Consider the following 11,878-nt stretch of genomic DNA (forward strand, 5'->3'; position numbering starts at 1 on the left):
CCTCCCTTAAGCGGACACGACGCCGGTGGATTTGTTCGGCTGGTCCACATCGTGGTCGGGCCGGTCTTCGTGCTTCGGCGATGGCCACAGGCCGGCAGGACGGTTGAGCATGATCAACACCATGGCCAAGCCATACAGCAGCTGGCGCAGCACTTCCGCCTCGATCACCACGTGGCCGAACAGCGCCTGCTGGGCCGGTTCCACCACGTGGCGCAGTACTTCCGGTATCGAGGCAAGGATCACGCCACCGAGGATCACGCCGGGGATGTGGCCGATGCCACCCAGCACCACCATGGCCAGCACGGCGACCGACTCCGTCAGCGAGAACGATTCCGGCGAAACAAAACCCTGGAACGAGGCAAACATGGCGCCCGCCACGCCGCCGAACGAGGCGCCCATGGAAAAGGCCAGCAATTTCACGTTGCGCGTATTGATGCCCATGGCCTTGGCGGCGATCTCGTCTTCGCGGATGGCTACCCAGGCGCGGCCCAGGCGCGAATGCTGCAGGCGCTTGGTGACGAACACGACGGCGATGCACAGGAAGAGGAACAAAAAGTAATAGGCATTCACGGACGGCATGGAAAAGCCTGCCACCATGACGGTGCTGTTGGTGCCCGCCTCGCCCGCCAGGTTGACGCCGAAGATGCGGATCGGGTCGATCAGATTGATGCCTTGCGGCCCATTCGTGAAATTGATCGGGTCGTTCAAATTGTTCATGAAGATGCGGATGATCTCGCCAAAGCCCAGGGTCACGATGGCCAGGTAGTCGCCGCGCAGTTTTAATGTGGGCGCACCCAGCAGGGCGCCGAACAGGCCGGCAACAAAGGCGGCCAGCGGCACGATGATCCAGATCGACAGGTGGATGCCGTTTTCGCGGATTTCCGGCCCCATCAGCTGCACCAGGGTTTCGCCCAGCACGGGATACTGGTTCACCACCGATTCGAGCAGGATGGCGAACTGGGGCGAGGCCAGCAAGGCCGTCAGGTAGGCGCCCACGGCATAGAAAGCGATGTAGCCGAGGTCAAGCAGGCCGGCAAAGCCGACGACGATGTTCAGGCCCAGGGCCAGCATGATGTACAGCAAGGCCATGTCGATGATGCGCACCCACGAGTTGCCGAACTGGGCGGCAAAGAACGGGAACACCATCAGCAGCGCGGCCAGGCCCAGCATGCCGGCGTAGGCTTTGGTCGGATTTTTCTTAGCGTCAAAATCGAGTAGTGCCATGATTTATTCTCCCAGTTTCACATCAGGCACGGTCGGCCACGCGTTCGCCCATGATGCCGGACGGGCGCAGGGTCAGCACGATGATCAGCACGACGAAGGCAAAGATATCCTGGTAGTGGCTGCCCAGGAAACCGCCCGTGATGTCGCCGATATAGCCGGCGCCCAGACTCTCGATAATGCCCAGCAAGATACCGCCCAGCATGGCGCCATAGATATTGCCGATGCCGCCCAGCACGGCCGCACAAAAGGCCTTCAAGCCGGGGATGGCGCCCATGGAGAACTGGATGGACGCATAGTTGGCGCCCCACATCACGCCCGCCACGGCCGCCAGCGCGGCGCCGATGGCGAAGGTGGCAACGATGACCTTGTCGGAATCGACCCCCATGAGTCCAGCCACGCGGGGGTTTTCCGCCGTGGCGCGCATAGCGCGGCCCATTTTCGTTTTTTCCACCAGCAACACCAATCCGCCCATCGACAGCGCGGCCAGGGCCAGCAGCAGTACTTGCGTTTGCGAAATCACGGCGCCGCCTATGTTGATGGGATCGGTCGACAGCAATTGCGGAAAGGGCAAGGGATTGCGCGTCCAGATCATCATGGCGAAGGTTTGCAGCAGGATGGAGACGCCGATGGCGGTAATCAGGGGGGCGAGGCGGGGGGCGTTGCGCAGGCGGCGGTAGGCGACCCGCTCGATGATGATATTGACCAGAATACAGATGGGAATGGCGCCGAGGATGGCGGTGGCCAGTTTCAGGTAACCGGGCCAGTCCGGCACATAGATGCCCAGCAGCTTGAGGATGGTCAGGCCCACCATGGCGCCGATCATGAGCACGTCGCCGTGGGCGAAGTTGATCAGGTTCAGAACGCCGTACACCATTGTGTAACCGAGGGCGACTAAGGCATACATGCTGCCCAACACCAAGCCGTTAATGATCTGCTGGATGAATGTATCCATGATTGCCCTATCAAATATGCATTTTTCGGGAACAACTTCCGCCAGAACATGGGGCGCTGATACAAAAACGGCACCGGAGGAAGAATTCCTGCAGTGCCATCCCTGGACCGTTCTCACCAGCATGGTGCACGCACTGAAAACGGGCGTGACCTTGCTTAGTCATAACGACAACATATTCAAGCTTGAGGCAATCATAACGATCTTTTGCAAAAACTAAGCTTGGAATAAATCGATCATTTCCGAATTAAATTCGGTTTTGAGGTAACTATTTCATCGATACTCAACAGCCATACGGACTCAGGCGACGTCGCGCTTGATGCCATCGAGGCCTTTCGGCATCGGGAACGTGACGGCTTCCTGCACGCCGTCGAGCGGACGCACGCTACGCACGCCGCACTCTTTCAAGCGGTCGATGACGGCCTGCACCAGTACCTCGGGCGCCGAGGCGCCAGCCGTCACACCCACGCGCAGCTTGCCTTCCAGCCAGGCGGGGTCGATTTGCGAGGCATTGTCGACCATATAGGCAGGCGTGCCCATCTTCTCGGCCACTTCGCGCAAGCGGTTCGAATTCGAGCTGTTCGGGCTGCCGACGACGATCACCACTTCCACTTGCGGGGCCATGAATTTCACGGCTTCCTGGCGGTTCGTGGTGGCGTAGCAAATGTCGCCTTTTTTCGGCTCGGCGATATTCGGATATTTCGCTTTCAAGGCCGCAATAATGTCGCTAGTGTCGTCAACTGACAACGTTGTTTGCGAAACATAGGCCAGGCTCTCCGGATTGGCGACCTGCAGTTTCGCCACATCTTCGAGCGTTTCCACCAAATGCATGCCCATATCGGCCTGGCCCATCGTGCCTTCGACCTCGGGATGGCCATCGTGGCCGATCATGATGATCTCGCGGCCTTCGCGGCGCATCTTGCCCACTTCCATGTGCACCTTGGTGACCAGCGGGCACGTCGCGTCAAAAATGCTCAGGCCACGCGATTCCGCCTCGGCGCGCACGGCTTTCGACACGCCATGGGCGGAAAACACGAGCGTATTACCAGCAGGCACGTCATCGAGGTCGTCGATGAAGATGGCACCCTTGTTGCGCAAGTCGGCCACCACATAGGCGTTGTGGACGATTTCATGGCGCACATAGATCGGTGCGCCAAATTGCTGCAAGGCGCGTTCGACGATTTCGATCGCCCGGTCGACGCCAGCGCAGAAACCGCGGGGCTGGGCCAGTAACAGTTCTTTATCCATCGCTACTCCTTACAGGACCGAAATGAGCTTGACTTCAAAGCGCAGCGGCTGGCCAGCCAGCGGATGATTGAAGTCGAACAGGGCCGAGTCGTCGCGCATTTCGCGCAGCACGCCGGCAAAGCGGCCGCCGCCCGGGGCGGCGAAGTCGACCAGGTCGCCGATCTTGTAGTCGGCACCGGGCACCGAGTTCTCGTCCAGGGTAGCGCGCGAGACGGACTGCACCAGCTCGGGATTGCGCTCGCCAAAGCCTTCGCCGGCCGCCAGCTCGAACGTCTGGTGCGTGCCTTCAGGCAAGCCCAGCAAGCGCTGCTCGAGGAACGGCGCCAGCTGGCCCTGTCCCAGCATCAAGGTCGCGGGATTGCCGCTGAAGGTCGTGACAATGTCAGTACCGTCAACAGTAGCAAGACGATAATGCAGGGTGAGGTAAGCCGCTTCGGTGACGACTGCTGGTTGCTCGTTGGACATAGTAGTTTTCAAGTAACTGGTGCAAAACGATATTGTAAGCCACCCTGAGCCAGCGCGCCCCATGCCATCTCGGCGCGGCCATGCTTTTGTCAAAAAACATGGCCGCGCAACACATCCGACGCCGGATCGGCGAATCAGACGTTGACGTACGTCAACCCGCCCGCCGTGCTGGCGTGATTGCCGAAGCCGGAGCTGTCCTCCAGGTTGCCGTCGAGCTTCCAGCGCCCCACGGGCCGGTGCACGATGCCATACTGGCCATAGTCATACACTTCCTTCGGCGTCAGCACGCGGTCGTACAGGATGACGTCCGACAACTGCCAGGCGGGCGTGCCCTGCTCCAGCGCATGCACGGCGCGGCCGATCACCAGCTGGGTGCCAGTGGCATTCAAGAATGGCGGCGCCATGTTTTGCAAACTCTGATACATGAGGAAATCATCCACATACAGGCTGATGCGTCCATCATGCTTCACAGTATAAGTACAGCGGAACCAGCGGTTGGGAATGTCCACCTTCAAGCCATGCCCATTGCTGTTGGCGCCCAAGCCATTGTCGCCAACGCCATTGAATAAATACAGGAACGTCTTGATATCCTGCGTCAGCAGCCCCCATCCTTTCTTGTTCGCCTGATGCGCGATAAAAGCCTGCACCAGAGCAACGGTCGAGGAGAAGTCCTGTTGCCGGATGCAATACGACAGCGAAAAATCCGCGCTCTCGTAGCGCACGGACGACGGCACGGTGAGCAGCAGGCCAGGCTTGAATTGCAAGGTCTTCGTCACGCCGAAACAGGGCTTGGGCGGGGTGCTGGGCGCATGGCATCTTGGCCGCGCAAGGCGTCCCAGACAGCCTTGCGTTTGTTACTGTACCCCGGCGTCTCCACCAGGTTCAAACCGGCGCGCTCCATGGTTTTCCCCGCATTCCAGGCCCAATAGCATGCCAGTTGCACGCCCGTACGGCGTATGGCGCTCAGCAAGGCATGCAGGTTGTCTTGCCTCCAAATATTTATCCTGAATTCTCAGGTCCACGACCGTGTTGTCGGTGGCAAACCTCGGCTCGCCGACAACGTAGTCCCATACCTGATAGCTCGTACCGGCAGCCTGTCTGCCGTTGAATGGCGCCACCATCACCTGGATGTACTTGAAGCCGTTGGCCGCAAGATAAGGCAAATCGGTACTGTAATCAGGATGTTCCACTTCCGGCGCCAGCGGTGCGGTAGCGCTCCATTGACGGCGCTCCAGATACGCGTGCGCATTGAGGCCGATGCCGCTGACCTTGCCCGTGTTGACGCCGGCGGCGTTGAACTCTTGCATGACTCCATTGATTACTTTGATGTACGGCATGACGACTCCTGTAAAACAAGTGGAAGACATTGAGTTCAGGGCCCTGACTCCCCCGCCGCTGCAACTTGCATTAAGTACAACGACAGGCAAATCATAGCGCTTGAAAATGGCCAGGCCCGGCATCTTGGTTTTTGTTTTTTTCATATGATTCGCCATGAAGACGAGCTAGCGCAGCATGGCCGCCCGGGGAAGGCGCGACAATCGTTGGCAGGCGCCACGACGAGCCGGGCGCGAACGGGAGGCAAGATGGGCATCAAGGATTGGCCGGCCGGCGAACGGCCGCGCGAACGCCTGATCGAGGATGGCGCGCAGTCGCTGTCGGACGCGGAATTGCTGGCCGTCTTCCTGCGCACGGGCGTGCGCGGCAAGAGCGCCGTGGAACTGGCGCGCGACACGGTCGAGCACTTCGGCTCGCTGCGTGGCCTGTTTGGCGCCAGCCTCGTGAGTTTTTCCGCCGTGCACGGCATGGGCAGCGCCAAGTTCGCCCAGCTGCAAGCCGTGCTGGAACTGGCGCGGCGCGCCATCATCGAGGACTTGCAAGCGGGCCAAGCCCTCAATTCCCCGCACGCCGTCAAGGATTACCTGCGCCTGACCCTGGGCCACCTGGCGCATGAAGCATTCCACGTGTTGTTTTTGGACGTCAAGAACCGCCTGATCACCACCCAGGAAATGTTTCGCGGCACCCTCACCCACACCAGCGTGTATCCGCGCGAAGTGGTCAAGCAGGCCCTGCTGCACAACGCGGCCAGCGTCATGCTGGCGCACAACCACCCGTCCGGCACGCCGGAGCCCAGCGAATCGGATCTGTTGCTGACGCGCGCGCTGGTGCAAGCGTTGTCGCTGGTGGACGTGCGCATCCTCGACCATTTCGTCGTTGCCGGGCGGCAAGTACATTCCTTCTCGGAACACGGCCAGATCTAGGCCGGGGCTGGCCAGGCAGCAGTTAACCATGTGTAAACAAGGACATACGTGACAGCAGCAAGACGCTTATCTAACAGTAAACAGCACTGTTTACCAGTGCTTCCCCCTATGACGAAGGGGAAAAGTCAAATTGTTAAATTATTTCAATACAACACGACACAATTGTTTTTCGCAAGTCATTGATAAATCGGCTTATTTTGGATATACTCTCGTTTTTCCAATTTGGAATATCTTTAAGGAGTGCGCCATGGCACGTGTTTGCCAAGTCACTGGGAAGAAGCCGATGGTCGGCAACAATGTTTCCCATGCAAACAACAAAACCAAACGTCGTTTTTTGCCTAACTTGCAGAATCGTCGTATTTTTGTTGAATCTGAAAACCGCTGGGTTTCCCTGCGTTTGTCCAACGCCGGTCTGCGCGTCATCGATAAAGTCGGCATCGACGCCGTATTGGTCGATATGCGCGCTCGTGGCGAAAAAGTCTAATTAGCAGAATAAGGGAGCTATCATGGCAAAATCAGGCCGCGACAAAATCAAGTTAGAATCGACCGCCGGTACGGGTCACTTCTACACGACCACCAAAAACAAGCGTACGACGCCTGCGAAAATGGAGATCATGAAATTCGATCCTAAAGCACGCAAGCACGTAACGTACAAAGAAACCAAAATCAAGTAATTGATATTGTGTTCTGTAAAAAGAGCCGCTCCGATGAGCGGTTTTTTTTCGCCCTGATTTTTATCTCGCCGTTCTCCCCTTCTGCCTGGACGAAAAAAAGGCCCTGAAAACCAGGGCCTTGATATGACGCGACAGCTTACTCAGGCATAGCTGCGCAGGCGCAGGGAGAAATCTTGCAGCGACTTGATGCCCGACGCTTCGGCGCGCGTGCACCAGTCTTGCAGCTTTTGCAGCAATTGCTCGCGCGTAAAGTGCGAACGTTCCCAGATGGCACCCAATTCCACGCGCATGTGGTGCATGGTTTCCAGCGCCTTGCTGTGCTGGAACAATTCCGACAACTGTTCGTGATGCGCATCGGCCAGTTTGCCCGGTTCGCGCTGCATCAGCTTGCGCGACGATTTCAGGAAGCGCTTTTCCAGCTCGGCCTTGTGCTTCAGGTGTTCCAGCTCTTCCTTCCAGGCATGCTTGATCGATTTCGCATACTTGGCCATCACGTCGTAGCGGTTGGCGATGACGGACTGCAAGGTCTCGAAATCCGCTTCCAGCTTGCCGTGCGAGAACTTCGGCTCCGGCGCCAGCTTTTTCACCTTGGCCATACCCAGCATTTCCAGCGCGCGGATATACGCCCAGCCGATATCGATTTCATACCATTTCGACGACAGCTTGGCCGACGTCGCATAGGTATGGTGATTGTTGTGCAACTCCTCGCCGCCGATCAGGATACCGAACGGAATGATGTTGGTGGCCGCATCCGCGCAGTCGTAGTTGCGATAGCCCCAGTAGTGGCCGATGCCGTTGATGATGCCGGCCGCCGTGATCGGGATCCACATCATCTGCACGGCCCACACGGAAATGCCGATCACGCCGAACAGGATGAAATTGATGACGAACAGGGACACCACGCCCAGCCAGCTGTATTTGGTGTACAGGTTGCGCTCGATCCAGTCCGTCGGCGTGCCGTGGCCGTACTTGGCCATGGTTTCCATGTTCTTCGATTCAGCGCGGTACAGCTCGGCGCCTTCCCAGAAGACTTTCTTGATGCCGCGCGTCACGGGGCTGTGCGGATCTTCTTCCGTATCGCATTTGGCGTGGTGCTTGCGGTGGATGGCCGCCCATTCCTTGGTCACCTGGCCCGTCGTCAGCCACAACCAGAAACGGAAGAAATGGCTGGGGATGGCGTGCAATTCCAGCGCGCGGTGGGCCTGATGGCGGTGCAGGTAAATCGTGACGCTGGCGATCGTGATATGCGTGACCACCATGGTGTACAGGAAAACTTGCCATGCGGACAGATCGGTAATGCCAGTTGCCATGAACTGCAAAACGTCGTGTAGAACGGAACTCAATGTCATTACTGCTACTCCAAGTGGACAGGGCGTGCGCACGGTCGCTCCAGTGATTCTGGAGGTCCGGCAGAGTTAATTTTAGGCGTGATTGTACGCCCTAATGGGTACGGTCAGGCAAAATCGGAGGCAGGCAGCGAGGTTAAGGCTGGGTGCCGGATGGGGCGGACTCACCCTCTGCCGCGCTGGCGAGCGGGGCAGGAGGCGTACCAACAATACGCAATTCGCGTTGCGGAAACGGTACAGTGACCTTATGTTCCTGCAAGGTGCGCCAGATGGCGCGATTCACATTCGACTTCACGCCGCCAGTGCCATTTTCCGGATCCGCGATCCAGAAGCCGATCTGCACATCGAGGCCGTCGGCGCCGAAACGCACGAGGGTGGCCGATGGCGGATTGCTTTGCGACACACGCGGCACCTTGGCCGTCGCCGCTTCCAGCAAGGGGAAGATGACATCGAGATCCGTTTCATAGCCCACCGACACGGCCGTCGACAGCCAGACCATGCGGTTGCTCAGCGACATGTTCTGCACGCCGCCGGAAATCAGCATTTCATTCGGCACGATGGATTCAACGCCATCGCCACCCAATAACACAGTATAGCGCGTATTGATTTGCGTGACCTTGCCCGTGAACTGGCCCACCGTGATCATGTCGCCGATGGTGAGGCTGCGGTCCAGCAGGATGATGAAGCCGGACACGAAGTTCGCGGCGATCTTTTGCAAGCCAAAGCCCAGCGCCACGCCGAAGGCGCCGCCAAACACGGACAGCACCGTCAAGTCGATGCCTACCAGCGACAGGCTGACCAGCACGGAAACGAGGATCAGCACGGCGCGGCCCATGCGCGACATCACCACGCGCAAGGAAGTGTGCAGGCCCTGCATTTTCATCAGGCGCTCGTCGAGCGAGGTGCCGGCCCACATGGCCAGCACCAGCAGCACGGCCACGGAAATAGCGGCTTGCAAGATGGCAGCCACGGACACCTTGTTGCGTCCCAGCGGCACGACGATGCTTTCCAAGAAGGTATGCAATTCCGGCCACAGGCCCGTGATGTACAGGGCCATGCCGGCCCACACCACGACTGTAAATATCTTTTCCAGCAGCAGCATGGTGGGACTGATGTCGCCATGGCGGGCAAAAATGCGGCGCAGCACATAAAACCCGAAGCGCACCAGCGCCATCGAGGTGCACAGGGGGATGGCAATGCTGAGCAGATTGACCGACTGGAACTTGGCCAGGAAATGCTGCGCAATACCCAGCAGCATGGCCGCCAGTACGGGCGTGAGGATGCGGATGAAACTATCGGTGCGCTGCAAGGTTTCTGGCGTGGCCGGCGTGGCGGCCGCTTCCGCCCGCTGGTGCAGGAACACGCGTAACTGCCGCACCAGCAGCCAGCTCAGTGCCAGGCAGGCGACGATGACCAGCGCCTGCCACAGGATGGCCGGTTGACGGAAATCGTCGACAAAGTCAGTGATCAGGTTGAGCAGCGGGGTTTCGTTCATGGCGGATGGAGTCTGGAAGATGGTGCGGGGGAATAACCGGGCGGGGTGCCCACAGCTTGCGCCAGACAGGCCGGCGCAAGTGCATGGCCACCGCTGCGATGCTGCAGCGGCGGCCCGTGACAGCCTTATTCGGCTTGTTCAGCGTCAACGTCGTCGGCCGGCTTTTCATCGGCGTAGACTTTTTTCGGCATGACCTTGCGTTCGAACACGGCGGCGAAGAAGCCATCGGTCTGGTGCAGATGCGGCAACAATTTCAGGTAATCGCCCATTTCCAGCTCGATCTTCTGTTCGGCCAGCACCTTGCTCATCGGCACCAGGGTGAAGTCCGGATGGGCCGCGAGGAATTGCTCGGCGATAAAATCGTTTTCTTCGTTCAGGAAGCTGCAGGTGGCGTACACCAGGCGGCCGCCGCCCTTGACGAGGCGCGCCGCGCCGGCCAGGATGGCTGCCTGCTTGGCTTGAAGCTCGACGATGGAATTCGGCTGCTGGCGCCATTTCACGTCCGGATTGCGGCGCAGGGTGCCCAGGCCGCTGCACGGGGCATCGACCAGCACGCGGTCGATCTTGCCGGCCAGGCGCTTGATCTTGGCATCGCGCTCATGCGCGATCTGCACCGGATGCACGTTCGACAGGCCGCTGCGGGCCATGCGCGGCTTCAGCTTGGCCAAACGCTTTTCCGACACGTCGAATGCGTACAGACGGCCCGTGTTGCGCATCAGCGCGCCCAATGCGAGGGTCTTGCCGCCCGCGCCGGCACAGAAATCGACCACCATCTCGCCGCGCTTGGCGCCGACGATCTGCGACAGGATCTGGCTGCCTTCATCCTGCACTTCGATGGCGCCACTCTGGAACAATGGCAGGTTTTGCAACGATGGCTTCTTGATCACGCGCAAGCCCAGCGGGGCATACGGCGTCGGCGTGCTGAGGATAGGCGCTTCGGCCAGGGCCAGCATCACGTCCTCACGCGTGGCCTTGAGCGAGTTCACGCGCAAGTCCAGCGGCGCCGGCGCGTTCAGCGCATCGGCCAGCTTCATGGTTTCCGCTTCGCCGAACTGGGCGATCAATTTATCGAACAGCCAGGTCGGCATGTTGGCGCGCATATTCGACGGCATCAGGCTGCGGTCGATCTGCGTGATGCGTTCCAGCCATTCCACTTCTTCTTCCGTCAGGCCGCCCAAGGAGTCGGCGCCGACGGCTTCGGCCAGGCCGAGGATGGTCAAACGGCGCATGGTCGGGCCACTGCCCGCTTCGGCGAAGTCCGTGAAGAACGATTTGTTGCGCAGCACGGCATAAATGCCTTCGGCAATGGCGCCGCGTTCGCGCGAACCGAGGCGCGGATGGTCGCGGAAATAGCGCGACAGGGTGGTGTCGGCCGGGGCCGTGAAACGTAAAATTTCGCGCAATACTTCTTCAGCATTGGCAAGTATCGCTGGTGGCAATCTCATTGTTATTCTTCCTGTAATATTTTATTGAGGGTCCACGCGGACCTGGCCATGCTCGACTGACAGTTTATCGTCAATGAACAGGCGGATGGCGCGCGGGTAAAGCAGATGTTCCTCTACCAGCACGCGCGCCGATAAGCTCTCTTCTGTGTCGCCTGGCAAGACGGGGACTTTCGCGCTCGCCACGGCCGGGCCATGATCGAGCTCGGCAGTCACGAAATGCACGGTCGCGCCGTGTTCCGTTACGCCCGCCTCGAGCGCCTGGCGGTGCGTCGCCATGCCCGGGAACAGCGGCAGCAGCGACGGGTGGATATTGAGCATGCGCCCCGCGTAATGCTCGACGAAGGGCGGCGTCAGGATGCGCATGAAACCGGCCAGCACGACCAAGTCGGGGGCAAAGCCGTCGATCACGGCTTGCAGCGCCGCATCGAACTGTTCGCGGCTGGCATAATCCTTGTTGGCAACGACTGCCGTCGCTATCCCGTGTTCCGCGGCAAAAACCAGTCCCTGGGCATCGGCCCGGTTACTGATGACGGCGGCAATACGGGCAGGCCATTGCTCGGCTTGCGCCGCGCGCACGACCGCTTCCATGTTGCTGCCGCGTCCGGAAATGAGGATAACGATATTTTTCATAGCGCGCATTGTACCCGCTATGGCGATGCGAATCTAGAAAGGCCGGCATTATTGTTGCGGCGCAACATGGGCGCTGGCGCGCCGCAGCCGCCCGAAGATGCCGATTCTCACCTGCGCGGGAAGCCGGTTTGACGGCGCCGCGGC

The 11,878-nt window shown here is 59.5% G+C and carries 14 protein-coding genes; 4 read left to right on the forward strand and 10 right to left on the reverse strand.

What is annotated here, in order from left to right:
- Nucleotides 1–6: 6 nt before the first annotated feature.
- The gene (locus O3297_RS15755) at nt 7–1,224 is read right to left on the reverse strand and encodes an ABC transporter ATP-binding protein (RefSeq protein WP_305049108.1); all 1,218 of its coding nucleotides are present in this window, start codon (nt 1,222–1,224) and stop codon (nt 7–9) included.
- Nucleotides 1,225–1,246: 22 nt separating this feature from the next.
- Nucleotides 1,247–2,176, reverse strand: a complete 930-nt coding sequence (locus O3297_RS15760; RefSeq protein ID WP_034785168.1) for a branched-chain amino acid ABC transporter permease — start codon at nt 2,174–2,176, stop codon at nt 1,247–1,249.
- On the opposite strand from O3297_RS15760, the gene O3297_RS15765 reads away from it, so the two are divergent.
- On the forward strand, nt 2,175–2,393 hold the full coding sequence (locus O3297_RS15765; protein WP_070281343.1) for a hypothetical protein: 219 nt from the start codon (nt 2,175–2,177) through the stop codon (nt 2,391–2,393). The two genes, O3297_RS15760 and O3297_RS15765, sit on opposite strands and share 2 nt — an antisense overlap.
- Before the next feature lie 80 nt (nt 2,394–2,473).
- Here O3297_RS15765 and ispH read toward each other — a convergent pair whose 3' ends face one another.
- The 4 genes from ispH to O3297_RS15785 form a co-directional block, all read right to left on the reverse strand.
- Nucleotides 2,474–3,421, reverse strand: a complete 948-nt coding sequence (gene ispH, locus O3297_RS15770) for a 4-hydroxy-3-methylbut-2-enyl diphosphate reductase (protein ID WP_034785166.1) — start codon at nt 3,419–3,421, stop codon at nt 2,474–2,476.
- Nucleotides 3,422–3,430: 9 nt separating this feature from the next.
- Complete coding sequence (locus O3297_RS15775; protein WP_034785165.1) at nt 3,431–3,886, reverse strand: peptidylprolyl isomerase; 456 nt, start codon at nt 3,884–3,886, stop codon at nt 3,431–3,433.
- Nucleotides 3,887–4,020: 134 nt separating this feature from the next.
- Nucleotides 4,021–4,650: a LamG-like jellyroll fold domain-containing protein gene (locus O3297_RS15780; RefSeq protein ID WP_305049109.1), complete on the reverse strand. Its 630-nt coding sequence runs from the start codon at nt 4,648–4,650 to the stop codon at nt 4,021–4,023.
- Nucleotides 4,651–4,740: 90 nt separating this feature from the next.
- Complete coding sequence (locus tag O3297_RS15785; RefSeq protein WP_305049110.1) at nt 4,741–5,367, reverse strand: hypothetical protein; 627 nt, start codon at nt 5,365–5,367, stop codon at nt 4,741–4,743.
- A gap of 102 nt (nt 5,368–5,469) precedes the next feature.
- Here O3297_RS15785 and radC point away from each other — a divergent pair, with 102 nt between their 5' ends.
- The 3 genes from radC to rpmG all read left to right on the forward strand — a co-directional run bounded on the left by radC (nt 5,470) and on the right by rpmG (nt 6,818).
- Entirely contained in the window at nt 5,470–6,144 is a 675-nt protein-coding gene (radC, locus tag O3297_RS15790; RefSeq protein WP_070256677.1) for a DNA repair protein RadC, read from the forward strand.
- A gap of 247 nt (nt 6,145–6,391) precedes the next feature.
- A complete protein-coding gene (rpmB, locus tag O3297_RS15795) occupies nt 6,392–6,628 on the forward strand; it encodes a 50S ribosomal protein L28 (RefSeq protein WP_010400928.1) in 237 nt (78 codons plus the stop codon).
- Nucleotides 6,629–6,650: 22 nt separating this feature from the next.
- Nucleotides 6,651–6,818, forward strand: a complete 168-nt coding sequence (gene rpmG / locus O3297_RS15800; RefSeq protein WP_010400929.1) for a 50S ribosomal protein L33 — start codon at nt 6,651–6,653, stop codon at nt 6,816–6,818.
- A gap of 140 nt (nt 6,819–6,958) precedes the next feature.
- On the opposite strand, the gene O3297_RS15805 is transcribed toward rpmG, so the two are convergent.
- The 4 genes from O3297_RS15805 to purN all read right to left on the reverse strand — a co-directional run bounded on the left by O3297_RS15805 (nt 6,959) and on the right by purN (nt 11,734).
- Nucleotides 6,959–8,128, reverse strand: coding sequence for a fatty acid desaturase (locus tag O3297_RS15805; protein WP_370385409.1), 1,170 nt, complete (start codon nt 8,126–8,128; stop codon nt 6,959–6,961).
- A gap of 172 nt (nt 8,129–8,300) precedes the next feature.
- Nucleotides 8,301–9,659: a mechanosensitive ion channel family protein gene (locus tag O3297_RS15810; RefSeq protein WP_034785139.1), complete on the reverse strand. Its 1,359-nt coding sequence runs from the start codon at nt 9,657–9,659 to the stop codon at nt 8,301–8,303.
- A gap of 125 nt (nt 9,660–9,784) precedes the next feature.
- Nucleotides 9,785–11,104 carry an RsmB/NOP family class I SAM-dependent RNA methyltransferase gene (locus O3297_RS15815; protein ID WP_211547853.1) on the reverse strand — a complete coding sequence of 440 codons (1,320 nt, stop codon included), beginning with the start codon at nt 11,102–11,104 and terminating at the stop codon, nt 9,785–9,787.
- 21 nt (nt 11,105–11,125) lie between these two features.
- Complete coding sequence (gene purN / locus O3297_RS15820; protein ID WP_034785137.1) at nt 11,126–11,734, reverse strand: phosphoribosylglycinamide formyltransferase; 609 nt, start codon at nt 11,732–11,734, stop codon at nt 11,126–11,128.
- Nucleotides 11,735–11,878 lie beyond the last annotated feature (144 nt).

Origin of the sequence: Janthinobacterium sp. SUN128 (assembly GCF_030587275.1) — a bacterium.
Lineage (GTDB): Bacteria > Pseudomonadota > Gammaproteobacteria > Burkholderiales > Burkholderiaceae_D > Janthinobacterium > Janthinobacterium lividum.

What these genes read in the sequence shown, in the direction of transcription:
- ispH (WP_034785166.1), bottom strand. Translation starts at nt 3,421, where the DNA reads ATGGATAAAGAACTGTTACTGGCCCAGCCCCGCGGTTTCTGCGCTGGC.
- O3297_RS15805 (WP_370385409.1), bottom strand. Translation starts at nt 8,128, where the DNA reads ATGGCAACTGGCATTACCGATCTGTCCGCATGGCAAGTTTTCCTGTAC.
- O3297_RS15775 (WP_034785165.1), bottom strand. Translation starts at nt 3,886, where the DNA reads ATGTCCAACGAGCAACCAGCAGTCGTCACCGAAGCGGCTTACCTCACC.
- O3297_RS15815 (WP_211547853.1), bottom strand. Translation starts at nt 11,104, where the DNA reads ATGAGATTGCCACCAGCGATACTTGCCAATGCTGAAGAAGTATTGCGC.
- O3297_RS15765 (WP_070281343.1), top strand. Translation starts at nt 2,175, where the DNA reads ATGATTGCCCTATCAAATATGCATTTTTCGGGAACAACTTCCGCCAGA.
- O3297_RS15755 (WP_305049108.1), bottom strand. Translation starts at nt 1,224, where the DNA reads ATGGCACTACTCGATTTTGACGCTAAGAAAAATCCGACCAAAGCCTAC.
- O3297_RS15760 (WP_034785168.1), bottom strand. Translation starts at nt 2,176, where the DNA reads ATGGATACATTCATCCAGCAGATCATTAACGGCTTGGTGTTGGGCAGC.
- rpmG (WP_010400929.1), top strand. Translation starts at nt 6,651, where the DNA reads ATGGCAAAATCAGGCCGCGACAAAATCAAGTTAGAATCGACCGCCGGT.
- radC (WP_070256677.1), top strand. Translation starts at nt 5,470, where the DNA reads ATGGGCATCAAGGATTGGCCGGCCGGCGAACGGCCGCGCGAACGCCTG.
- O3297_RS15785 (WP_305049110.1), bottom strand. Translation starts at nt 5,367, where the DNA reads ATGAAAAAAACAAAAACCAAGATGCCGGGCCTGGCCATTTTCAAGCGC.
- O3297_RS15810 (WP_034785139.1), bottom strand. Translation starts at nt 9,659, where the DNA reads ATGAACGAAACCCCGCTGCTCAACCTGATCACTGACTTTGTCGACGAT.
- rpmB (WP_010400928.1), top strand. Translation starts at nt 6,392, where the DNA reads ATGGCACGTGTTTGCCAAGTCACTGGGAAGAAGCCGATGGTCGGCAAC.
- purN (WP_034785137.1), bottom strand. Translation starts at nt 11,734, where the DNA reads ATGAAAAATATCGTTATCCTCATTTCCGGACGCGGCAGCAACATGGAA.